Consider the following 22467-nt stretch of genomic DNA (forward strand, 5'->3'; position numbering starts at 1 on the left):
TCAAAACTAATGGAGATGTATTAGAAAGTATGGACAGTGGGTCCGGTCGATGGAACAGTTCGACGCGAGGGCCTGTCGACGCAGGTCTCATCCCTCCCCATGTCCGGAGGACTACTCACGATGCCGAAGATGTGGACCAACTCCGGCGACTCCCACTTCCTCGAACCGAGCGATCTCTGGGAGTCGCGCCTGCCCAAGCGGCTGGCCGACCTCACCCCCAAGTCCGAGAAGGACCCGGACGGGGAGTACGAGACGGTGCATGTCGACGGTCAGTCGTTCCGTCGCAAACTGCCGACCTCGGTGGCCAGGGACTTCCTTGAGGAGAGCCGCAAGGCGCAGGGCATCCGCGACGCCCGGGCGCGGCTGCGCGATCTGGACCAGGAGGGTGTCTGGGGCGAGGTGATCTTCCCGTCGCTGGGCATGTGGTCCTCCACCTTCCGGACGCCCGAGCTGCTCAAGGCCTGCATGCGGGCGAGCAACGAGTGGGCGCTGGAGGAGATCGCCGCGGTCTCGGACCGTTACGTCGTCACCGCGCAGGTGTCGACGCTGGTGGTCGAGGACGCCGTCGCCGAACTGGAGTGGGCCGCCGAACAGGGCTTCAAGGCCGTGTTCCTGCCCACCACTCCGCACCCCAGCGCACCGGACTGGCACCGGTCGGACTGGGAGCCGTTCTGGGACGCCGCCGAACGCGCGCGCATCGTCCTGGCCTTCCACATCGGCACCGACCCGGTGGACATGACGACCGGCGGCGCGGGCCTGGTCTACCGCGGCCCCGGCGGAGCGGTCATGAACTACGCGGAGACGACCTTCTCCGGCCAGCGGGCCGCGATGAAGCTGGTGGCCTCCGGCGCCCTCGACCGGCACCCGGATCTGAAGGTGCTGATCTCCGAGGGCGGCGCCACCTGGATCCCGTTCCTGGGCGACCGTATGCGCGAGGGCTACCGCCAGCACCACATGGCGGTGCGTCCCACACTCGAACGGGACCCGAAGGAAACCCTGATGACCCAGGTGTACGCCTCCTTCCAGCACGACGAGACGGCGGTCGCCGCGTTCGAGGCGATGGGCTACCGGAACGTCATGTTCGGCTCCGACTACCCGCACATGGAAGGCACCTTCGGCCACACGCAGGACACCCTGAAGTCCCTGTTCGACGGTGTCCCGGACGAGACCCGACTGCGCATCACGCAGGGCGCGTTCTTCGAACTCTTCCCCGATGTGCCGCCGGTCCCCACGAGCGGGGTCTGAGCCGATGCCGCGGGATTCCGGACTGCGGGACGTGGCGATCGTCGGCGTCGGCGCCACGCCCTACTACCGGCGGGGCGAGTCCGCCGACAAGAGCATCACGCATCTCGCCGGCGAGGCCATCCTCGCCGCCTGCGCCGACGCCGGTCTCTCCGTCAAGGAGATCGACGGCTTCGCCTACTACTCGGGCGCCGGCGCAGGCTACGGCGACAAGATGGAGTCCGTCGACTTCATGGAGACCCTCGGCATCCCCGAGGTCCGCTTCTCCGCGTCGCTCACGAACGGCGGCGGCGGCTCGGCGGGCGCGATCGGCCTCGCCCGCGCGGCGATCGTCGCCGGTGACGCCTCGGTCGTCGTCACGGTCATGGCCCTGCAACAGCAGCGCCAACGTCTCGGCACGGTGATCGCGGCCAAGCCGGTGACCCCGGTCAGCTCCTTCCTGCAACCGTCCGGACTGGCGGGCCCCGGCCATCTGATGTCGGTCCTGGCCCGCCGTCACATGCACGAGTACGGCACCACCCGGGACGCGTTCGCCGAGATCGCGATCTCCACCCGGCAGAACGCCCTCAACCGCCCCAAGGCGATCAGGAGGACCCCGCTCACCCGCGAGGAGTACTTCGCCGGACGGATGATCGCCGAACCGCTCTGCGTCCACGACTTCTGCCTGGAGACGGAGGGAGCGGTCGCCGTGCTCACCACCTCGGCCGACCGCGCCCGCGACCTGCGCCAGAAACCGGTCCCCGTGGTGGCCGTCGCCCACGGCGGCACCCGGGACTGGGGCCGCGGCTTCTCCTGGTACGGCATGCCCGACGAGACCTTCACCTCCTCGGGCCACCGGCCGATCGCCGGACACCTCTTCAAGCAGGCCGGAATCACACCCCAGGACATCGATGTGGCCCTGATCTACGACCACTTCACCCCGATGGTGCTCATGCAACTGGAGGACTACGGCTTCTGCGCCAAGGGCGACGGCGGCCCCTTCGTCGAGAGCGGCGCGATCCGCTACTCCCGTCGCAGAAAGCCGGGGACCATCGCGGTGAACCCGCACGGCGGGCAGCTCTCCGAGGCGTATGTCATCGGGATGACCCAGATCGTCGAGGGCGTCGAGCAGATGCGCGGCACCGCGATCAACCAGGTCGAGGACGCCGAGTTCGCCCTGTGCACCGGCGGTCCGGCGAGTCTGCCGGTCAGCGGTCTGATCCTGGGACGCGACCGGTGAGCGCGGCCCGCCTCGCGACGGCGCTGCCGTCCGACGTCGTACGGATCGCGACGGACCATGTCACCGAGCCGTTCTGGCAGGCCGCGAAGGAACGGCGGCTCGTGGCACCTCGGTGCGGCGACTGCGGAACCTTCCGGCTGCCGCCCACACCGTTCTGCCCCGAGTGCCAGTCCACCGCGGTCGACTGGCCCCAACTGTCCGGCCGCGCAACGGTCTACAGCTTCGCCGTGGTCCACGGCTACCCGGGGCTGCCGGACCTGACGCTGATACCCGCCGTCGTCGACCTGCCGGACGCGCCCGGGGCCAGGCTCGTCACCAACGTGGTCGGAGTCGAACCGGCGGACGTGCACATCGGGTTGGCGCTGACCGTCGACTTCCATCCGATCACCGACGGCTGGCTGCTGCCCGTCTTCCGCGTTGCCGCCGGGGAGGTGTAGGTCATGAGCGACGACTACGAAAGCGCGCTGGAGGAGAAGCCCCTCGAGTTCCTGACGAGCGTGGCGAACAGCGGGGGTTCGTGCGACGGCCAGGCCGTCGTCCCCGACGGGGATCGCTACCGGTGCTGGTGTTCCTGCGGCACCTGGAACGTACAGTCGGCAACTCAGGCCGAGGGACTGCGACTTGCCCGACTCCACACATCCACTACGGAGGCGCGGCGATGAGCGTGATCCTCTTCGTCCGACACGGCAAGGCATCGGTGGGCGCGGCCGACTACGACGTGCTCTCCGACATCGGTGAACGCCAGTCCGAGCTGCTCGGGACGGAATTCTCCAGACGCGGTGTCTCCGCGACCCGGATTCTGACCGGCCGCCTCAACCGCCAACAACAGACCGCCCGTTGCACCCGCCTCGCGTCGAACTGGTCGACTGTCGTGGAGGTCGACGAGGCGTGGAACGAGTTCGACCACGAAGACGTCGTCGCGACCCGTCGCAGGGTCGACGCCCCCGATGCCGAGCCGCTCGACCGGGCCATTCCCCGATGGTCCTCGGGACTGCACGACCACGAATACACGGAGCCGTTCCCCGCGTTCACGAAGCGGGTCGACGACGCGTTCCGCACGCTGGCCGCCGAGTCGGCCTCGGGCGAGACCGCCGTCGTCTTCACCAGCGCGGGAGTGATCGGGTGGGTCGCGGCGACACTGCTCGGCGGTGGCGAGCAGCAGTGGTCCGCGCTCAACCGCGTGGCGGTCAACAGCGGGGTCACGAAAGTTGTCGTGGGCAGCCGGGGCCGCACACTCGTCACCTTCAACGAGCACTCCCACCTGCCTCCTCAACTCGTCAGCTACAGATAGGACTTGCCATGGAGTCAGGCAGGAAGGTCGCCTTCATCACCGGTGTCGCCCGCGGTCAGGGCCGCGCGCACGCGGTGAAACTCGCCTCCCGGGGCATGGACATCGTCGGCCTCGACATCTGCGAGGACATCGAGTCGATGGACTACCCGAACGCGACCGAGGACGACCTCCGGGCGACGGTGAAGGCCGTCGAGGCGGCGGGCGGGTCGATCGTCGCCGAGAAGGGCGACGTGCGCAGCTTCGACGATCTGCGCCGGGTCCTGGACCACGGCGTCGAACGCTTCGGCCGGGTCGATGTCCTCCTCGCGAACGCGGGCATCATCCGGCTCTCCCCCGGCGGCGACCGCGACCGCACCTGGACCGACATCATCGACGTGAACCTGACGGGCGTGTGGCGCACGATCGAGGTGGTGCTGCCGGCGATCCGCGCCGGGCAGCGCGGCGGGTCGATCGTCATCACGAGTTCGGTGGCCGGTCTCAAAGGCGGCGCGAACGACAAGGCGGGTGGCCAGGCCTACACGGCGGCGAAACGGGGCCTGGTCGGGCTGATGCAGGTGCTCGCCAACGAGTACGCGGGCGAGCGGATCCGGGTCAACACCATTCATCCCACAGGGGTGTTGTCGGGCATGACGCAGAACCCGGCCATGGAGGCCCTCCACGCGCAGGCCGCCAGGGGCGAGCAGAACCCGATCAGCCAGATGCGGAACGCCCTCCCGATCGACATCCTCCAGGCCGAGGACATCGCCAACGCCGTCGCCTGGCTGGTGTCCGACGAGGCCGCCTACATCACCGGCGTCCAACTGCCCCTCGACGCGGGCTTCGCCGTCCGCTGAGCAGCGCGGCACCGCACCCGCAGACCAAGAGCTTCCGGGAGACCCCACCCATGACCGTGACCGCTGCTCCACACGTTCAGCTCCGCTACGGCGACAAGGTTCTCGACTCCGGTTCCGGCGGTGTCTTCGAGCATCGCAATCCCTACACGGGCGAGGTGCAGGCGTCGATCCCGCTGGCGGGCGCCACCGAGATCAATGAGGCCGTCGAACTGGCCGCCGCGCAGGCGGAGTCCTGGCGTCGCTGGACGCCGGAGGCACGGCGCGACGTCCTGACGCGGTTCGCCGAGCTGCTGGGCGAACACCGCCAGGAGTTCGTCGACCTCCAGGCCCTCGACGGCGGCACCCCGACCCACTTCGGCGAACGGATCGTCGACAACTCGATCAACTGGACGCGCTACTACGCCGGTTGGTGCGACAAACTCTCCGGCGAGCTGCTCTCGACCCTCGACACCCGCGGCTACTTCTCCTACACGACACCCGAGCCGTACGGCGTCGTGGGCGTCATCGTCACCTGGAACGGCCCCGTCGTCTCCCTGGGCATGAAGGTGATCCCGGCACTGGCGGCCGGGAACTGCGTGGTGGTCAAGCCCTCGGAGTTCACCCCCTTCGCACCGCATCTGTACGCCCGACTCCTGCGCGAGGCAGGCGTACCGGACGGCGTGTGCAGCATCCTCAGCGGCGGCGCGGAGGCCGGAGAGGCCCTGGTGCGCCATCCGAAGGTGGAGAAGGTGAGCTTCACCGGCGGACCCGTCGCGGCCCGCCGGATCATGCACGCCTGCGCCGAGCAACTCAAGCCCGCCGTACTGGAGTTGGGCGGCAAGACGGGCAGCATCGTTTTCCCGGACGCCGGCGACCTCGACGCGGTGGCGAGCCGCGCCGTACGGGACAGCATCGGGGTACTGGCCGGGCAGGGCTGTGTGGTGCCGACGCGGCTGATCGCGCATGAGGACATCTACGACGAGTTGGTCGAGCGGGTCACCGAGGTCGCCGCGACCTACCGGATGGGCGATCCGTTCGATCCCGGGGTCAAGGTGGGTCCGCTCATCAACGCCGCCGCCGTCGAACGGGTCTGCGGAATGCTCGACCGCGCCAGGCGGGACAAGGCCGGGCGGATCACCCTCGGCGGCCACCGGGCCGGCGGTGACCTCGCCGACAAGAACTTCGTCGAGCCCACGATCATCGTCGACGTGGACCCCGACCACGAGATCGCCCAGACGGAGGTCTTCGGCCCCGTCCTGCTGGTGTTCAAGTTCGCGACCGAGGACGAGGCGGTCGCCCTCGCCAACAGCACGCCGTACGGCCTCGGTGCCAACATCCAGTCCACGAACCTCACCCGCGTCCACCGCGTCGCCGAGCGCCTGAAGGCCGGGGGCGTCTACGTCAACGGCGCCCGGCAGAACCTCCCGTACACCCCCTTCGGCGGCCTCGGCCTCAGCGGCTACGGCAAGGAGGGCGGCCGGGCCGGCATCGACGAGTTCCTGCGCTACAAGACCGTGTCGATCATCCAGCCGGAGTAGGGGTGCAGCAGGCTCCACCCCCGGTTGGGGAGAGCACTCCCTCGTGGCGGCGAGCGGGCGACGGAATCGTAGTCACCAGAGATCGAAAGCGTCTCCCGCGTCCCCCACTCCGAAGGAAAGTCCCGTGAAGCCGCTGCTCACCACCGTCAAGTCGCTCGTCGCCGATCTGCTGCTCTGGTCGTTCTTCGTCGGCGGCCTCGTCGCGAGCACCGCCTCCGGCACCGTCCTCGACGGCACCCAGAAGAACGTGGCCACCTACGCCGGCATCGCCGTCTCGCTGCTCGCTGGATCACGCATCGCGAAGAAGCCGAAGATCAAGGCATTCCTGTCGAAGTCCTCCACGTTGTGGTTCCTGTTCCTCTTCAACGGCGGCGTTGCCGCGGCCTGTTACCTGACCATGGACGGCGTGAAGGGCATCGCGACCGCGGCCGGCATGGGCCTGGTCTCACTGGGCGCCGCGGGCGGCCTCCTGGCAAACCACCGCAAGCCGGCCACGGCCCGGCACCGGGCATAGCGGGGCCAGGACACAGATCGCTTCGAAGGTAGTCGGACGGCACACGCACACAGCTCCGGAGCCGGCTGGCAACTGGCTCCTCAGCCGCGTCGGCCGTCCGGCCCTGGGGCAGGCTTGAAAGTCCCCGGCTTGTTCCCGGATCGGCGATGGCTTCCAAGGGGTGTGACCAGCGCTTCCTCAAGTCGCTTCCTGCCCGTTCGCGCTCCCTGTCGCTGCCCGATACCGACGTCGAACCCGTCGAGGAACCATCCACCTCGGTCGTGCTGGCCAGTGACGTTCTTCCTGATCAGAGCATGCGCCTCCGCTCCACCAAGACGGTCCGAGGGGAACACCCTCCATCTGGAATACCCCTGTGGCCGTATCGCTTGCTCCCTTGTATCGATCGCGGGAGGGGGACGCTGATGGCCGACCTGTTGCTGTTCCGGCAGGACGCCGATGGCCGGGATGTCGAGCATCGGGGTTACGCGGTGCGCTCCTTCACAGTGGCTGCGACTTGGCGGACCGTCCCCGGCCCTTGAAGGGGCGGGGACGTATCGGCATCGGGTCCCCTGCGGGCAGGCGGAGGACGAAGCACGCCCCCGAGCCCTCCGGTTGCACCGCCAGCACGAGCAGGCCGCCGTGCCGTGCCGCCAGGTCGCGGGCTATGGCGAGACCGAGGCCGGTGCCGCCGTCCGTGCGGGTGCGGGACTCGTCCAGGCGGGTGAACCGCTCGAATATCCGTTCGCTGTCGGCTTCCGCGACGCCGGCCCCGTCGTCGCGGACGGTGCACAGCACCGATCCGGGTGCGGCCGAGTCCCGGGCCACGGTCAGCAGCACGCGGCCGACGGCGTGGCGCAGGGCGTTGTCGAGCAGGTTCCGGAGGATCCGTTCGAGGTCACCGGGTGCCGCGAAGACTGTCGTCGCGGTATCCGGCGCGGCGACGAGGAGATCCACCTTCGGGGAACCTCCGGCGCGCTCCGCGTACTCCTCCGCGAGCCGGCCCGCCAGTGCCGCCACGTCGACCCGTTCGGCGGAGGCCGGCGGGGCGCCCGCGTCCAGCCGGGCCAGCAGGAGCAGTTCCTCCGTGAGACCGCTCAGCCGCCGCGCCTGCCGGCCGGCCGCGGACACCACGGCGGTCCAGTCGGCCCGGTCGGGGTAGGCGGTGGCCACCTCCAGCCCCGCGAGGAGGGTGGCGAGCGGGCTGCGCAGTTCGTGCGCGGCGTCCGCGACGAACCGACGCTGCGCCGTGGCCGCCTCCTCCAACCGCTGCAGGGTGGCGTTGATGGTCAGCGCCAGTTCCGCCACCTCGTCGGCGGTGTCGGGTACCTCCACCCGCTCGCGGGGGTCCGTCGCGGTCACCGAGGCGGTCCGTGCCCTGATCGCCTCGACCGGCCGCAGCGCCCGCCGCGTGGCCAGCCAGGCCACCCCGGCCACCAGCGCGGTCGCGAGGGGAACGGCCACGACGAGTTCCCCGTCGAGTTGGCCGACAGCCCGCTCGGCGTCGTCCGGGACGATCAGGACGTACACCCCGACCCGGGCGCCGGCGGCGACCCCGCGTCCCTGCGTCTCACCGGGCAGGTAGGAGGCGGGCACCGTGCCGTCGACGGTGGTCACGGTCCGTCCGGACAGCGAGCGGGCCGCCGGCTCGGCCACGGCGGGGAACGTGAACCGACGTCTGGTGTACAGGGGCAGACTCCCGCCCCGGCCAGGGCCCGGGAGGAACGCGCGGCCCTCCTTCTCGTACGGCTCCAGCTCGGGACTGGACGCCAGGAGCACGCCGTCGTCGGCGACGATTTCGTACGGCGCTGCTCCCCAGGGGCCGCCGATGGACGCGTAGGCGGTGACGCTGAGCAGAGTGTCGACCTGCTGGTGAGCCACCGACGAGGCCGCCCGCAGCCGCTCGTCGTACAGCTGATGCCGCATCAGCAGGGCCCCGGAGGTGAAGAGCACGGCCGCGGCGAAGGCGGCGGCCAGCGCCGAACGCGCCCGCACCGAGCGGGGGTAGAAGCGGGCGCGCCGCAGCCGGCGGAACACGCCGGACGGGAACGCGGGCAGCAGGGCGCGGCGCCCGTTCGAATCCCGGCCATCCGGATCCCGGCCGTTCGGGACGTCAGTCACCGGAGTTCCGTCCGGCACCGTCCCACCGCCCGGCCGAGGGTTCCGGAACGGCGTCCTCCTCCGTCTCCCCGCGGTCGTCGACCAACCGGTAGCCCACCCCGCGCACCGTCACGAGGGACTGCCGTCCGAAGGCCGTGTCGATCTTCCGGCGCAGGGCGCTGACCCGGACCTCGACCAGGTTGAGGTCCTCGGCCTCGTCCGGCCACGCGTGGTGCAGGATCTCCGACTTGGTGACCGCTTCGCCCGGCCGCCGCGCGAGCACCTCGGCGACCCCGAACTCCCGGGGCGTGAGCGGTACGACGACGCCCGACCGGAGGCAGGTTCTGGCCGCCACGTCCAGGACCAGGTCGCCCACCGCCAGCAGCGGGGAGGCGGGTCCCCGCGCCCGGCGCATGAGCGCGCGCAGCCGTGCGACCAGGACCAGGTAGGTGAACGGCTTGGTGACGTAGTCGTCGGCGCCGGTGTCGAGGGCCTCGGCCTGGTCCCAGTCGCCGTCCTTCGCGGTGAGCACCAGCACGGGGGTGGTGATGCCCTCACGGCGCAGCTCCGCGCAGACCCGGTAGCCGTTGAGCAGCGGCAGCATCAGGTCGAGCACGACGGCCGCGTAGTCACCCGTGCGGGCCTTCCACAGGCCCTCGCGGCCGTCATGGGCCACGTCCACGCGATAGCCCTCGGCCGTCAGCCCGAGGCGCAGCGTCTCCGCCAGCTCGCGCTCGTCCTCCACCACCAGAATCCTCACCCGGCCAGCCTGACACAGGCTTCCGGCGGCTTCCTGACCGCTTCGTCAGGTTCGGTCAGGGCCCGGTCAGTGGCTCTCCGGCACGGTGTCCGAGCCCGCCCCTGGACGAGAGGCCACGCCATGCCACCCCACCTGACCACGCTCCTTTCCCCGTCCCGCGACGACGCGGACGGGCCCGTCGCCGGAACGGCCCGGCCAGCGCGGGGCGGCCCCGGCTGGACGACCGCGCTGTCGCTCGCCCTGGTGTGCTTCGTGACGTACACGGCGCTGTCCGTGCGGCTGCATCAGCGCATGCTGACCACCGGCTACGACCTGGGGATCTTCGAGCAGGCGGTACGGTCCTACGCGCACGGGCACCTGCCGGTGGCCGAGCTCAAGGGACCGGGGTTCCCGCTGCTGGGCGACCACTTCTCGCCCGCGCTGGCCCTGCTGGCACCGCTGTACCGGGTCTGGCCGACGCCGGTGACCCTGCTGGTGGCGCAGTCCGCGCTGTTCGCGGTGGCGGTGATACCCCTGGCCAGGTGGGCCGAGGAGGTACGCGGCCGGCGGGCGGCGCTGGTGGTCGGCCTCGGCTACGGCACCTCCTGGGGTGTCGCACAGGCGGTCGGGTTCGACTTCCACGAGGTGTGCTTCGCGGTGCCGTTGCTGGCGTTCTCCCTGACGGCGGTGGGCCGTGGCAGGGCGCGTGCCGCGGCGCTGTGGGCGCTTCCGCTGCTGCTGGTGAAGGAGGATCTCGGGCTGACCGTCGCGGTGATAGGTCTGCTGATCGCACGCACCGGCGAGCGCGACGACCGCAGGACGGGGGGTGCCCTGTTCCTGGCCGGAGTGCTCGGGTCCTTCCTGGAGATGGTGGTCGTGATACCGGCGTTCAACCCCGGCGGCACGTTCGCCTACAGCTCCAGCGTGCTCGGCGCGGGGTCCACCACACCGGGCGTCGGCGACCTGTTCCTCCACTACACGGTGGGGCTGGTCACCCCGGACACCAAGGCGCAGACGGTGCTGGCCCTGCTGTCCGTGACCGGGTTCCTGGCCGTGCGCTCCCCGCTCCTGTGGGCGGCCCTGCCGACGCTCCTGTGGCGCTTCGCGTCGGACAACCAGGCCTACTGGGGCACCAGTTACCACTACAGCGCGGTCCTGATGCCGGTGCTGTTCGCCGCCTTCGTCGACGCGTTGACCCGGCCCGGACCGGTGCGGTACGCGCTGGCGGCGAGCGCGGCCGTCACCGTGCTCCTGCTGCCCCAGTACCCGCTCTGGCAGCTGACGCAGCCCGCCACCTGGCACACCGACCCCCGGCTCGCGACCGCCCGGCAGCTGATGGACCGCATCCCGGACAACGCCACCGTCGCCGCCTCCAACCGGCTGGTCCCGCAGCTCACCAACCGCACCCGGGTCAGCGTGTTCGGCCTGGGGGGCAGCCGTCCCGACCCGGAGTGGATCATCGACGACAACGCGCAGCCGATGGGCTGGCCGATCTCACCCGACGACGACCGCAGGCTGCTGTCCGAGGTCCGCAACAACGGCCGCTACCGGACCGTCGCGGACCAGGACGGCTACGTTCTCCTGCAGCGGCGGCCGTGACAGAGCCGCAGGCCTGCGCTGCCGAGGTCGAGGGCCTGTCCGATGGCGACCGCCGAGAAGGCGCCGAGTGCGCCGGCGGCAAGGACTGCCGCGGAGTAGTTCGGTAGCTTGCTGAGCTCTCGGGCTGAAGCCACTGGCACGCGGAATCCCGGCCGTCCGCTCCCGGCGCGGCCCACGTCGTCGGCACCCGGCCAGGGCATGGAGTCGTCCACCCGGCTGGGCCGGCATCGCTGGGTCGTCGAGAGGACGGTTTCCTGGCTCGCCGGATGCCGTCGCCTGCACCGCCGCTACGAACGTAAGGCCGAGTACTCCCTTGCCTTCGTCGGTATAACCGCAGCCCTCATCAACTACCGCCGACAGCGACTAGGATCTACGGCGACATCGCGTGTCGGTCACCGGCTGGGTGAGACATGGAGGTGTCGGGACATGCCTTCGGAGGCATTCCTTGTCAGTCGAGTTGAACCACACGATCGTCCACGCCCGGGACAACCGGGAGTCCGCAGAATTCTTCGCGAACCTGCTGGGCCTTGAGATCACCGCCGAGTGGGGCCCGTTCATCGCGGTCGGCCTGAGCAACGGCGTCACGCTGGACTTCGCCACGATCCCCGCGGACAGCATCACCCCCCAGCACTACGCCTTCTTGATCTCCGAGGAGGAGTTCGACGCGGCGTACGCGCAGATCAGCCGGCGCGGCATCGAGCACTACGCCGACCCCTACCGGAAGCATCCCGGCACGATCAACCACAACGACGGTGGCCGCGGCGTGTACTTCATGGACCCGGCGGGCCACGCCATGGAACTCATCACCGTGCCTTACGGCGGCTGGACCTCGTAACCACATGCACCGGGGGCCGCACCCCAGCACGGAGTGCGGCCCTCAACCGCTGCTGTGCCCCATGTGATCCCGGCGGGCACTATCAGCACCGCACGAATGCATGCGAGGTCGGCAGGAGGGGAGAAAAATGGCCGACAACGATCCGGCATTGCCGCTGCCGCACGCCGGCCCGAGGCGCCCTGGGACGCCGGGCATTCCAGCCACCATGGACGCCTTGACATCCGTGGCCGCGCCGCTGTTGGCGGGCGCAGCAATCGCCACCATCGGGGTACTGTGCACGGACTCGGCGGCGTTTCGCTGGCCCGCGCTGTCAATGCTGCTTTTCACATGGGCCGCTATTTCCCTTGTTGCCTGCGTCCAAATATCTATCAGGGCCAGGCGATTCCGCTACTCCCGTGAAGAATTCCTGACCTGGACCTCGTCCGGTACCGAAATCGACCGCGAGATCACAGAAGCCGAATCGGCGATATGGAATGAGCATTTTGAGCGGTGGCTCGGGCTGAGCATGGTGGCCACGTGGGCCTATCAGGCGGGAGTGTTCCTCCTGGCGCTCGGCACAGCCGCATTGCTGATTCCTAAAGCGGGTACGTCCACGGGGGACGCGGTACTGAGATGGATTGCCATCGGTTCCATCCTGTCCATGCTTGCACTTCATGTCGCATTGATGATCAGGCGCTTCTTCAAAGAAGTGGATGGCCTCGCAGGACTCATGGGATCGATATATGTTGCACCCAACACTCCATAGCTGGAAGGGCACCAAAACTTCATGAGGTTCACCCCCGCGTCGGCGGGGAAGCACTTTCGCGACCTGCAGGTTATGGCGGGCTTTGCCCTTCATTTGCCAGGCTCGGGCCAGGCGGAGTCGCGGTCATGCGCATCAGGGTGAGGCCGTCGAAGTCCATGGGGACGCGGCGGCGCGTGCCGGCTGCGCGGATCGCGTAGCCCTGCTCTGTCGGTGCCGGGTGTACGCCGGCCACGGGCCGAGGTCACGTCCAAGACCAGCTTCTTCGGCCTGCGCATCCCAGCCCGTGACCTTCACTGCCGCAAGGTCGATACTTGCCACAGGGGCACGCGCACCGTCCCTTGTCCGACCGATCCCGTACACCTGACGACCCGTCATCAAAGTCAGCATTGAGTCAGCATCCGCCCCGCCAGAACCCGTTTCCGACCGCCAAGAACCGCCAAGAACCGCCAGGATCAAGAACCGACGCAACGCAATCTGACCAGCAAATCCCCAGGTCAGAGCCCCATCTGCTAGTGCCATCAGGAGGAACCGATGAAGATGCTGATCAACGTCGCGGAAACCGTGGTCACGGACGCCCTGCGGGGCATGGCTGCCGCCCATCCCGAGTTGACCGTGGACGTCGAGAACCGGGTGATCGTACGGCGGGACGCTCCCGTGGCCGGGCAGGTCGCGCTGGTTTCCGGTGGCGGGTCGGGGCACGAGCCGTTGCACGGTGGGTTCGTGGGGCCGGGGATGTTGTCCGCGGCCTGTCCCGGCGAGGTGTTCACCTCCCCCGTGCCCGACCAGATGGTGCGGGCCGCGGCGGCCGTGGACAGCGGGGCCGGGGTGCTGTTCATCGTGAAGAACTACACGGGGGACGTCCTCAACTTCGACATGGCGGCCGAGCTGGCCGAGGACGAGGGCATCCGGACCGCGAAAGTGCTGGTCAATGATGATGTGGCCGTCACCGACAGTCTCTACACCGCGGGACGGCGCGGAACCGGCGCCACCCTGTTCGTGGAGAAGATCGCGGGTGCCGCCGCGGCCGAGGGGCAGCCGCTGGACCAGGTGGCGGCGATCGCCCGGCAGGTCAACGAGAACTCGCGCAGCTTCGGCGTCGCGCTCAGCGCCTGCACCACCCCCGCCAAGGGCAGCCCCACCTTCGATCTGCCGCCGGGCGAGCTGGAGTTGGGCGTCGGCATCCACGGTGAGCCGGGCCGGGAGCGGCGGGCGATGATGACCTCCGGCGAGATCGCGGACTTCGCCGTGCAGGCGATCCTGGAGGACATGCCGCCGAGCAATCCGGTGCTGGTCCTGGTCAACGGCATGGGCGCGACCCCGCTCCTGGAGCTGTACGGCTTCAACGCCGAGGTGCAGCGGGTGCTCGCCGAGCGCGGGGTCGCCGTCGCCCGCACACTGGTCGGCAACTACGTCACGTCCCTCGACATGGCGGGCGCCTCGGTCACCGTGAGCCAGATCGACGAGGAGCTGCTGCGGCTGTGGGACGCGCCGGTGAAGACGCCGGGACTGCGCTGGGGCGTATGACACGTCGGCGCGTTCGGCCAACTCACCCACCACGCAAGGAGATCCCGTGCTCGACGCCGACTTCTTCCGCCGTTGGATGACGGCGACCGCCGCCTCCGTCGCCCGCGAGGCGGCACGGCTCACCGACCTCGACTCCCCCATCGGCGACGCCGACCACGGCGCGAACCTGCAGCGCGGGTTCACCGCTGTGGCGGCCACCCTGGAGAAGGAGGCGCCGGACACTCCCGGCGCCGTCCTCACGCTGGCCGGGCGACAGCTCATATCGACCGTCGGCGGCGCCTCGGGGCCGCTCTACGGCACGCTGCTGCGCCGTACGGGCAAGGCGCTCGGGGACGCCCCCGAGGTGACCGAGGAGGAGTTCGCCGGCGCGCTGCGCACCGGAGTCGACGCGGTCATGACCCTCGGCGGTGCCGCGCCCGGCGACAAGACCATGATCGACGCGCTGGTCCCGGCGGTCGACGCGCTGCCGGACGGCTTCGCCGCGGCGCGGGCCGCGGCCGAGGCGGGCGCGGTGGCGACCACTCCCCTTCAGGCCCACAAGGGCCGGGCGAGCTATCTCGGGGAGCGGAGCATCGGGCACCAGGACCCGGGCGCCACCTCGTCCGCGCTGCTGATCGCCGCGCTCCAGGAAGCCGCGGAGGCCGCCGGTGAGTGACGAGAAGCTCGTCGGGATCGTGCTGGTGTCGCACAGCGCCCAAGTCGCCGCCTCCGTGGCCGAGTTGGCGCGGGGCCTCGCGGGCGGCGGCGCGGCCGTGCCGCTCGCTCCGGCCGGCGGCACCGAGGGCGGTGGGCTCGGCACCAGTTCCGAACTGATCGCCGCCGCTGCCGCGTCCGTCGACCGCGGCGCCGGGGTCGCCGTCCTCACCGACCTGGGCAGCGCCGTACTCACCGTGAAGGCGTTGCTCGCCGAGGGCGACGAACTCCCGCCCGGCACGCGCCTGTTGGACGCCCCGTTCGTCGAGGGCGCGGTGGCCGCGGTCGTCACGGCGTCGACGGGAGCGGACCTCGACGCGGTGGAGGCGGCGGCAGCGGAGGCGTACACCTATCGGAAGGTGTGAGACACCCATCTGTCGCGGGGCCCGCCCCGAAACCCCCTCCTACGTCACGAGGGTCACGAAACGCCTTCCGCCGCGATGGCCAGCACCGCGCGCAGCGTCTCCGCCACCTCGGCATCTCCCGTCGCCGCGTGTGTCGCGGTTCCGGGCGGGCTCCACGCGAACCGTTCGACCGCCGCGCGCAGTGCCGCGTTGAGCATCGCCGCCTGGATCATGGGGCGCAGGTCACCGGCGGGCAGGCCGGCGCGGTCCGCCAGGGCGCGGGCGAACGCCGGTTCCGCCTCGTCGTAGGTCTGGAGCCAGATCGCGCGCAGGCCCGGTTCGGTGCGGGTGAGGCGTACCAGGGCGCTGCCGGTGGCGCCGTCGGGGCCGGTCGCGGCGAGCAGGTCGGTCGCGAGTTCCGGGGCGAACAGGTCCTGGAGGGGGAGGCCGGGCGGCCACTCCCGCAGCCGGGCGGCGATGACGTCGATACCGGCCGAGAACAGCGGTCGTACGCAGCTCTCCTTGCTCGGGAAGTAGCGCCACACGGTCCGCGCCGAGATGCCGACCGCCTGGCCGATCTGCTCGCCGGTGGTCGCCGCCACACCCTGGGCGACGAACAGTTCCACTGCCGCCCGGGCGATCTCCAGCCGGAACTCGGCCTTGCGCGCCTCGGTGAGCGGCGGTCGTCCCGTGCGTCCGCTGGATGCGCTCATCAGTTCCCCTCCAGCTGCGGTCGTGACCTTCCGGGATTCTGCACCATGACCCGCCCGCGGACTTTATGTCACTCGCAGACATTAAGTCGTATGGTGAGTGCACAACGGGCCCAGAGGCCTCGCACGACGAACAGGAGCACGTCATGACCAGTGGACTCGACGGACGCAGCGTCATCGTCACCGGAGCGGGTTCGGGCATCGGGCGCGCCGCCGCGCTCGCCTTCGCCGCGGAGGGCGCCAAGGTCGTGGTGGCCGATCTGAACGCCGACGGCGCCGAGGCCGTCGTCAAGGAGATCGAACAGGCGGGCGGTACGGCTGTCGCCGTCACGGGCGACCTCAGCGAGCAGGCCGTCGTCGACGAGGTGACCGCGACCACCGTGGAGCGGTTCGGCGGGGTCGACGTGCTGGTGAACAACGCCGGGATCATGGACCGTATGTCGGCGCTGGCGGACGTGGCCGACGCGGAGTGGGAGCGGGTCATCCGGGTCAATCTGACCGCGCCCTTCCTGCTCACCCGGGCCGTACTGCCGCACATGCTGGCCGCGGGCCGGGGCGCGATCGTGAACACCGCCTCGGAGGCCGGCTTCCGCGGCAGCGCGGCGGGCGCCGCCTACACGGCCTCCAAGCACGGGGTCGTCGGCCTCACCAAGTCCCTCGCGGTGATGTACCGCAAGCAGGGCATCCGCGCCAACGCCATCGCCCCGGGCGGTACGGCGACCAACATCTCCGTGGACGCCGACCGGACCGCCCTCGGCCCGGCGGCGCTCGGCCCGCACTTCGTCAACGTCGGCCGCGTGGCCCAGCCCGAGGAGCAGGCCGCCGCGATCGTGTTCCTCGCCTCGGACGCGGCGAGCAACATCAACGGAGTGATCCTGCCGGTCGACGACGGCTGGTCGGCGGTCTGACGCCCCCTCCGGAGGACTCGACGGGCGGCGCGCTACGACTCCGGGCGCTCGACCGTGCCTCCCCCTGTCGCCTCGGTTCGCCCTACGAACAGCCGGGCCAGCCGCTGCCCCTTCTCCACGGCGGCGGCGTGGTCCTCGATGGGCTTCACCCGGGAGTCCTTGAACACGATGTAGGTGACCCCGGTGTCCGTCCCGCCGCCGCGCGGATCGGCGCGGATGCCGAGGGCCTTGGCCGTGGCGTACGACGCCTCGCCGATGATGTCGTGCGGGCCGACGTCTCCTACGACGGCGTACTGCACCCGGTCCCGGTAGACGACGGCCGCGACCGAACCGCCGCCGATCCCGTGGTCCCGGTGATTCCAGAGGGTGCTGGGGGTGGGGACCACGATGTACGGGAGCCGCTCGGCGTCCAGATAGCGGCCGTCGGACTGCTGGTAGGCCGTCATGGCCGAGAAGAGCGGGTCGGTGCGAGAGTTGCAGCGGGTACCGGCCTGGCCGTCGCAGTCGATGTCCATGTCGGCCTTCCAGTAGACGGCCTCCTTGGTGCCGCAGACCGGGATCGACGCGGGTTCCCCGTCGTCGGTGCGGTACCGGCCGCGCGAGACGGGTGCGCAGTCACGCACCTTGGCCAGCAGGTCGGCCGCCGCGACGTCGCCCTCGCGCAGCGCCGTCGGCCCCGCTTGGGGTCGGGCGAATGCGGCGGGTGAGGCGGGCAGCATGGTCGGGGCGAGCAGGGCGGCGCCGGCCGCGACCAGCGTCAGCGTCTGGACACGCACGATGAGGACCCTCTCCTGGGGGATCTGGCGGACACTCAGCCCACCCTGGTACCGGTCCGATCATGCGGCCACTGATAGGGGGCCGGACGGTGCACGCCCGAGAATCCCGGCGACTCCGGGTCGCTCCCGACGGGGGCCGGGGGCCCGAGCCCATGTCGGCCCCGGCCGCCCGACCACCCGCGCCGGCGCGGGATCAGCGACGACAGCGGTCCGCGCCACCGGCATGAACTCCCCACTCACAGGGGCGAGTTCAGCCGTGAGTACCTCAGCATACGTAACGTTCGCGACGGATCTTCAACGGCGCCCCTCTTGATGCGATCGCCCCACCCACGCCATATTGGTCCGGACCTTTCAGCTCGTGTGATGCCCGTGCAATGCCGGGGAGGCAGAATCGTGCGACGCGTCCGGGCCACCCTCACACTCCCCCGTGCCGCCCTCACCTGTGCCGCGCTCCTGCTGCTCGCCTCCTGCGGCACGGGTGGTGACGGAGACGGCCACGCGCCCGGTGCCCCGGTCGGCGTCACGGCCGCGGCGGGGAGTGCGACCAGCGTGCACGTCATGTGGGACGCGGTGACGGCGAGCCCGGCCGTCGGCACCTACGAGATATATCGGGGCACCACGAAGGTGAAGGAAGTACCGGGTTCCGAGCACATGGTGGACGTCACCAGGCTCAAGCCCGCGACCGTGTACGCCTTCACCGTGCGGGCCCGGGACACCGACGGCCGCCTGGGACCGCGCAGCCGCGAGGTGAAGGCGCGGACACCGGTCGCCGTCGCGGCGGACCACTCGGCGCCCACCCGCCCGAGCGCACCGCAGGGCCGGGTCATCGGCAGCCGGGCGGTCCAGCTGTCCTGGGGCGGCTCCAAGGACGACCGGAGTGTGGTGTCGTACGACATCTACCAGGGCGGGACGAAGATCCACAGTGTGGGCGGCGCACAGACGGCGACCGTGGTCACGGGGTTGCGGCCCAGCACGCGCTACTCCTTCACCGTGCGGGCCCGGGACGCCGCCGACAACCTCTCGCCCGCGAGTACGGCCGTCCCGCTGACCACGGCACCGGGCAGCGACGACGGGCGGGGCACCGCCCCCACGGACTTCGGCGCGACGACACACCGGGGCGACGACGGGGCGTACTACATCGACCTGTCCTGGGTGCCGCCCAGCACCGACGGGGTGGTCACGGAGTACCAGATCTACCTCGACGGACAGCCGGCCACCTCGCTGGTCTGGGGCGGGACCGCGCCACGCGACCGGGCGACGTACAGCTTCTACGTGGGCCGGGAGGCCGGGGACAGCCACCGGGTGCGGCTCAGGGCACGGCTGCCCGACGGTACGTGGGGAGGGTTCTCGGCGGAGCGGACGGTGACGACGGGCGAGACCGCGCCGTAGGAGCCACACCCTGAGCCGGACGAAGGAATCCGTCACCTGCCCGGTCGCCGTCCGGGTGCGGGACGGGCCGGGGGCGCGTTGGCTCCTTGGAGGCAGCACGGCCGTTTCCCGATCCCGGCGGCGCAAGGGATGTTCCGCCAACCGTGCCGTTGGAGGGCAGTCCCATGCGCACTTCTCAGCTACTACTCCGCTCCGGCCTGACCGTGACAGCCGCCGCCGCTCTTCCCCTCGCCCTGACCGCCGGCCCGGCCGGTGCGGCTTCGGGGATCTCCGTGAGCACGACCGGGACCACCGTCTCGGTCACGACCAGCTCGTGTTCCCAGAACCGCACCACGGGCGTCTGGGGCACCGGTTCACTGCTCACCAGCAGTCAGGCGAGCTTCGCCGAGGGGCGGAAGGCGACCCTGGCGGGCACCACCGTCAGCCAGTCCACCGCCTGGACGAACGTCACACCGGGCACCTACACCGTCATCGTCATGTGCCAGAACGCCACTACGCCCGCAGGCACCCAGACCGTGATCGTCTCCGCCGCCGCGACCCCCAGGGTCACCGCCACGGCCTCGCCCTCGCGCGGTGTCATGGGCGGACTCGGCGGGGCCACGAAGGACTACGGCCCGCTCACCCTGGGAGTCGGCGCGGGCCTGGTGGGCACCGGCGTCATCGCGACGGCCTGGTTCCTGCGCAGACGCGCGAAGCCCTACCGACTCTGACCGTCCCCACGTCCACGGTCGAGGGGTCGCCCGGCCATCGGGCGGCCCCTCCCCCATGTCCATGTCCTACGGCAACTCGGCGAACTCCTCGATCGCGTGCGTGAGCCACTGTGTCCAGAAGGTCTCCAGGTCGATGCCCGCGCGCAGCACGAGATGCCGCAGCCGGTCCTGGGGGCTGTCCCGGTCCGGCGGGAAGTCGTGCTTCTCGATCTCCTCGTACTCCGCCAACTGCCGCCGGTGCAGGTCGAGATGGCGGCGCAGGTCGGCCTCGATGCCGTCCGTGCCGACCACCGCCGCCGCGCGCAGTCGCAGCAGCATCGTGTCGCGCAGCGGCTTGGGGTCCTGGGCGGACGCGGTCCAGCGGGCCAGTTCGGCACGGCCCGCGGGCAGCACCTCGTAGCTCTTCTTCTGGCCGCGGGCCGGCTGCTCGGGCGTGAGCGCCCTGATCTGGCCCTCGGCCTCCAGTTTTCCCAGCTCGCGATAGATCTGCTGATGCGTGGCGGACCAGAAGTAGCCGATCGACTTGTCGAAGCGCCGGGTCAGCTCAAGCCCTGAGGACGGCTTCTCCAGAAGGGCGGTGAGGATCGCGTGCGGGAGTGACATGGGGTCATCCTAGGGACGGCTCTCAGAGTGCGGCGGCGACCTCGGTGCCCTGTTTGATGGCCCGTTTGGCGTCCAGTTCGGCGGCCACGTCGGCGCCGCCGATCAGGTGCACGCTGCGTCCGGCGGCGGCCAGTTGGTCGTAGAGGTCGCGGCGCGGGTCCTGTCCGGTGCACAGCACGATCGTGTCGACGGCGAGGACCGTGCTCTCCTCGCCCACGGTGACATGCAGTCCGGCGTCGTCGATCAGGTCGTAGCGGACGCCCGGGACCATGGTGACGCCCCGGTGCTTGAGTTCGGCGCGGTGGATCCAGCCGGTGGTCTTGCCGAGTCCGGCGCCGACCTTGGTCTCCTTGCGCTGGAGGAGGTGGACGGTGCGCGGCGGGGCGGGCCGCTCGGGTGCGGCGAGGCCGCCGGGTGCCGCGTAGTCCATGTCGACGCCCCAGGCGCGGAAGTACGTCTCCGGGTCCTCGCTCGCCTTGTCGCCGCCGTCCGTGAGGAACTCGGCGACGTCGAAGCCGATGCCGCCCGCGCCGAGGATCGCGACGCGCTCGCCGACGGGGACGCGGTCGCGCAGGACGTCGAGGTAGCCGACGACGCTGGGGTGGTCGACGCCGGGGATGTCGGGGGTGCGCGGGGTGACGCCGGTGGCGACGACCACCTCGTCGTGGTCCGCCAAGTCACCTGCCTCCACAGGGGTGTTGAGGCGTACGTCCACGCCGTGCTCGTCGAGCCGGGTGCGGAAGTAGCGGAGCGTCTCGTCGAACTCCTGCTTGCCCGGGACCTGTCGGGCGACGTTGAGCTGGCCGCCGATCTCGCTCGCGGCGTCGTACAGCGTGACCTGGTGGCCGCGTTCGGCGGCGGAGACCGCGCACGCGAGTCCGGCCGGGCCCGCGCCGACGACCGCGACACGTTTGCGCAACCGCGTTGGGGCCAGGACGAGTTCGGTCTCGTGGCAGGCGCGCGGGTTGACCAGGCAGGAGGTGATCTTCCCGCTGAAGGTGTGGTCGAGGCAGGCCTGGTTGCAGCCGATGCAGGTGTTGATGGCGTCGGAGCGGCCGGCGGCGGCCTTGGCGACGAAGTCCGGGTCGGCGAGCATCGGGCGGGCCATGGAGACCATGTCGGCGTACCCGTCGGCGAGCAACTGCTCTGCCAGTTCAGGGGTGTTGATGCGGTTGGTGGTCACGAGGGGGACGGACACCGCACCCATCAGCTTCTTGGTGACCCAGGTGTACGCGCCGCGCGGCACCGAGGTCGCGATGGTGGGGATGCGGGCCTCGTGCCAGCCGATGCCGGTGTTGATGATGGTGGCCCCGGCTGCCTCAACTGCCTTGGCCAGGATGATGACTTCGTCGAGTGTGGAGCCGCCGGGTACGAGGTCCAGCATGGACAGTCGGTAGACGATGATGAAGTCCTCGCCGACCGCCTCGCGCACCCGGCGCACGATCTCGACGGGGAAGCGCACGCGGTTCTCGTAGGAGCCGCCCCAGCGGTCGTCGCGGTGGTTGGTCTGAGCGGCGATGAACTCGTTGATGAGGTAGCCCTCGGAGCCCATGATCTCGACGCCGTCGTAACCGGCCTGCCGGGCGAGGCGGGCCGTGCGGACGTAGTCCTCGATGGTCTGCTCGACCTCGGCGTCGGTGAGCGCGCGGGGCGCGAAGGGGCTTATCGGCGCCTGCACAGCACTCGGCGCAACGAGGTCCTGGTGGTAGGCGTACCGCCCGAAGTGCAGGATCTGCATGGCGATCCGGCCGCCCTCGCGGTGCACGGCGGCGGTGATCCCGGCGTGCTGCGCGGCCTCGGCGTCGGTGGTCAGCTTGGCGCCGCCCTCGTAGGGCCGACCGGCCTCGTTGGGCGCGATGCCGCCGGTGACGATCAGGCCGACACCGCCCCGCGCGCGGGCCGCGTAGAACTCCGCCATGCGCTCGAAACCACGCTCGGCCTCTTCCAGGCCTATGTGCATGGAGCCCATGAGGACCCGGTTGGGCAGTGTGGTGAAGCCCAGGTCGAGGGGGTTCAGCAGGTGGGGGTAACGGCTCATCGGGCCCTCCGTGCGCGGTGTCGTGCCTCTTTTGTAGAGGACGGGGCGAGGTTTGTGCAACTAGTTGCACAAAGGCTCGGGCGGGCCGGTCACCGGATTCACAGGGAGATTCACAGGGAGCCGTTACCCGTTCCTTATCGGGGGGAGTCGAGAATCACAGGG

24 protein-coding genes and 1 pseudogene are annotated in these 22467 nt (G+C 70.5%); 18 read left to right on the forward strand and 7 right to left on the reverse strand.

Translation table 11 applies throughout. The annotated features are described in order from the left end of the window. Window positions 1-120: 120 nt before the first annotated feature. The 8 genes from JHN45_RS01155 (at window position 121) to JHN45_RS01190 (ending at window position 6616) form a co-directional block, all read left to right on the forward strand. Complete coding sequence (locus tag JHN45_RS01155; RefSeq protein WP_201047623.1) at window positions 121-1245, forward strand: amidohydrolase family protein; 1125 nt, start codon at window positions 121-123, stop codon at window positions 1243-1245. Between the two features lie 4 nt (window positions 1246-1249). Further along, entirely contained in the window at window positions 1250-2461 is a 1212-nt protein-coding gene (locus JHN45_RS01160) for a lipid-transfer protein (protein WP_200708704.1), read from the forward strand. Beyond that, window positions 2458-2898 carry a Zn-ribbon domain-containing OB-fold protein gene (locus JHN45_RS01165; protein ID WP_200708705.1) on the forward strand — a complete coding sequence of 147 codons (441 nt, stop codon included), beginning with the start codon at window positions 2458-2460 and terminating at the stop codon, window positions 2896-2898. The genes JHN45_RS01160 and JHN45_RS01165 overlap by 4 nt, the downstream gene beginning before the upstream one ends. 3 nt (window positions 2899-2901) lie before the next feature. Then, the gene (locus JHN45_RS01170) at window positions 2902-3123 is read left to right on the forward strand and encodes a hypothetical protein (protein WP_201047624.1); all 222 of its coding nucleotides are present in this window, start codon (window positions 2902-2904) and stop codon (window positions 3121-3123) included. Next, window positions 3120-3752, forward strand: coding sequence for a histidine phosphatase family protein (locus JHN45_RS01175; RefSeq protein WP_201047625.1), 633 nt, complete (start codon window positions 3120-3122; stop codon window positions 3750-3752). The genes JHN45_RS01170 and JHN45_RS01175 overlap by 4 nt, the downstream gene beginning before the upstream one ends. Before the next feature lie 8 nt (window positions 3753-3760). After that, window positions 3761-4585: a mycofactocin-coupled SDR family oxidoreductase gene (locus tag JHN45_RS01180; RefSeq protein WP_201047626.1), complete on the forward strand. Its 825-nt coding sequence runs from the start codon at window positions 3761-3763 to the stop codon at window positions 4583-4585. Between the two features lie 50 nt (window positions 4586-4635). After that, complete coding sequence (locus JHN45_RS01185; RefSeq protein WP_201047627.1) at window positions 4636-6102, forward strand: aldehyde dehydrogenase; 1467 nt, start codon at window positions 4636-4638, stop codon at window positions 6100-6102. 124 nt (window positions 6103-6226) lie between these two features. Further along, window positions 6227-6616 (forward strand): hypothetical protein, encoded by a 390-nt coding sequence (locus JHN45_RS01190; protein ID WP_200708710.1) that lies wholly within the window; start codon window positions 6227-6229, stop codon window positions 6614-6616. Between the two features lie 477 nt (window positions 6617-7093). On the opposite strand, the gene JHN45_RS01195 is transcribed toward JHN45_RS01190, so the two are convergent. Then, the gene (locus tag JHN45_RS01195) at window positions 7094-8713 is read right to left on the reverse strand and encodes a HAMP domain-containing sensor histidine kinase (RefSeq protein WP_307783015.1); all 1620 of its coding nucleotides are present in this window, start codon (window positions 8711-8713) and stop codon (window positions 7094-7096) included. Beyond that, window positions 8706-9452 (reverse strand): response regulator transcription factor, encoded by a 747-nt coding sequence (locus tag JHN45_RS01200; RefSeq protein ID WP_201047628.1) that lies wholly within the window; start codon window positions 9450-9452, stop codon window positions 8706-8708. Before JHN45_RS01200 ends, JHN45_RS01195 begins: the two co-directional genes overlap by 8 nt. Window positions 9453-9572: 120 nt before the next feature. Between JHN45_RS01200 and JHN45_RS01205 the strand changes: the two genes are divergently transcribed. The 4 genes and pseudogenes from JHN45_RS01205 to JHN45_RS01220 all read left to right on the forward strand — a co-directional run bounded on the left by JHN45_RS01205 (window position 9573) and on the right by JHN45_RS01220 (window position 12610). Further along, complete coding sequence (locus JHN45_RS01205; RefSeq protein ID WP_236583057.1) at window positions 9573-11030, forward strand: DUF2079 domain-containing protein; 1458 nt, start codon at window positions 9573-9575, stop codon at window positions 11028-11030. Window positions 11031-11154: 124 nt separating this feature from the next. Then, window positions 11155-11387 (forward strand): annotated as a pseudogene (locus JHN45_RS01210) (transposase); the annotation flags it as partial. Between the two features lie 88 nt (window positions 11388-11475). Next, on the forward strand, window positions 11476-11865 hold the full coding sequence (locus JHN45_RS01215; RefSeq protein ID WP_200708713.1) for a VOC family protein: 390 nt from the start codon (window positions 11476-11478) through the stop codon (window positions 11863-11865). A gap of 127 nt (window positions 11866-11992) precedes the next feature. Continuing rightward, window positions 11993-12610: a hypothetical protein gene (locus JHN45_RS01220; RefSeq protein ID WP_201047630.1), complete on the forward strand. Its 618-nt coding sequence runs from the start codon at window positions 11993-11995 to the stop codon at window positions 12608-12610. A gap of 70 nt (window positions 12611-12680) precedes the next feature. Here the strand turns inward: JHN45_RS01220 and JHN45_RS52695 are convergent, their stop codons facing one another. Continuing rightward, window positions 12681-12842, reverse strand: a complete 162-nt coding sequence (locus JHN45_RS52695) for a type I-E CRISPR-associated endoribonuclease Cas2 (RefSeq protein WP_374195584.1) — start codon at window positions 12840-12842, stop codon at window positions 12681-12683. Between the two features lie 299 nt (window positions 12843-13141). On the opposite strand from JHN45_RS52695, the gene dhaK reads away from it, so the two are divergent. The 3 genes from dhaK to JHN45_RS01235 are packed head-to-tail and all read left to right on the forward strand — an operon-like array spanning window position 13142 to window position 15192. After that, complete coding sequence (gene dhaK, locus JHN45_RS01225; RefSeq protein WP_201047631.1) at window positions 13142-14134, forward strand: dihydroxyacetone kinase subunit DhaK; 993 nt, start codon at window positions 13142-13144, stop codon at window positions 14132-14134. Between the two features lie 46 nt (window positions 14135-14180). Next, window positions 14181-14789 (forward strand): dihydroxyacetone kinase subunit DhaL, encoded by a 609-nt coding sequence (dhaL, locus tag JHN45_RS01230; protein WP_200708716.1) that lies wholly within the window; start codon window positions 14181-14183, stop codon window positions 14787-14789. Further along, window positions 14782-15192 carry a PTS-dependent dihydroxyacetone kinase phosphotransferase subunit DhaM gene (locus JHN45_RS01235; RefSeq protein ID WP_200708717.1) on the forward strand — a complete coding sequence of 137 codons (411 nt, stop codon included), beginning with the start codon at window positions 14782-14784 and terminating at the stop codon, window positions 15190-15192. Before dhaL ends, JHN45_RS01235 begins: the two co-directional genes overlap by 8 nt. Window positions 15193-15245: 53 nt before the next feature. Here JHN45_RS01235 and JHN45_RS01240 read toward each other — a convergent pair whose 3' ends face one another. Further along, entirely contained in the window at window positions 15246-15884 is a 639-nt protein-coding gene (locus JHN45_RS01240; RefSeq protein ID WP_201047632.1) for a TetR/AcrR family transcriptional regulator, read from the reverse strand. Window positions 15885-16027: 143 nt separating this feature from the next. Here JHN45_RS01240 and JHN45_RS01245 point away from each other — a divergent pair, with 143 nt between their 5' ends. Continuing rightward, window positions 16028-16789, forward strand: a complete 762-nt coding sequence (locus tag JHN45_RS01245) for an SDR family NAD(P)-dependent oxidoreductase (RefSeq protein ID WP_200708719.1) — start codon at window positions 16028-16030, stop codon at window positions 16787-16789. A gap of 32 nt (window positions 16790-16821) precedes the next feature. On the opposite strand, the gene JHN45_RS01250 is transcribed toward JHN45_RS01245, so the two are convergent. Next, window positions 16822-17565, reverse strand: coding sequence for a glycoside hydrolase family 75 protein (locus JHN45_RS01250; RefSeq protein WP_201047633.1), 744 nt, complete (start codon window positions 17563-17565; stop codon window positions 16822-16824). Window positions 17566-17958: 393 nt separating this feature from the next. Between JHN45_RS01250 and JHN45_RS01255 the strand changes: the two genes are divergently transcribed. Both JHN45_RS01255 and JHN45_RS01260 read left to right on the forward strand, forming a co-directional pair. Then, window positions 17959-18954, forward strand: coding sequence for a fibronectin type III domain-containing protein (locus tag JHN45_RS01255; RefSeq protein ID WP_201047634.1), 996 nt, complete (start codon window positions 17959-17961; stop codon window positions 18952-18954). 164 nt (window positions 18955-19118) lie between these two features. Further along, window positions 19119-19664, forward strand: a complete 546-nt coding sequence (locus JHN45_RS01260) for a hypothetical protein (RefSeq protein ID WP_200708722.1) — start codon at window positions 19119-19121, stop codon at window positions 19662-19664. Between the two features lie 66 nt (window positions 19665-19730). Here JHN45_RS01260 and JHN45_RS01265 read toward each other — a convergent pair whose 3' ends face one another. Then, window positions 19731-20267, reverse strand: coding sequence for a PadR family transcriptional regulator (locus tag JHN45_RS01265; RefSeq protein ID WP_201047635.1), 537 nt, complete (start codon window positions 20265-20267; stop codon window positions 19731-19733). A 22-nt stretch (window positions 20268-20289) separates the two neighbouring features. Continuing rightward, complete coding sequence (locus tag JHN45_RS01270) at window positions 20290-22305, reverse strand: NADPH-dependent 2,4-dienoyl-CoA reductase (RefSeq protein ID WP_201047636.1); 2016 nt, start codon at window positions 22303-22305, stop codon at window positions 20290-20292. Window positions 22306-22467: the final 162 nt, after the last annotated feature.

Source organism: Streptomyces sp. MBT53, assembly GCF_016654115.1.
Classification (GTDB): domain Bacteria; phylum Actinomycetota; class Actinomycetes; order Streptomycetales; family Streptomycetaceae; genus Streptomyces.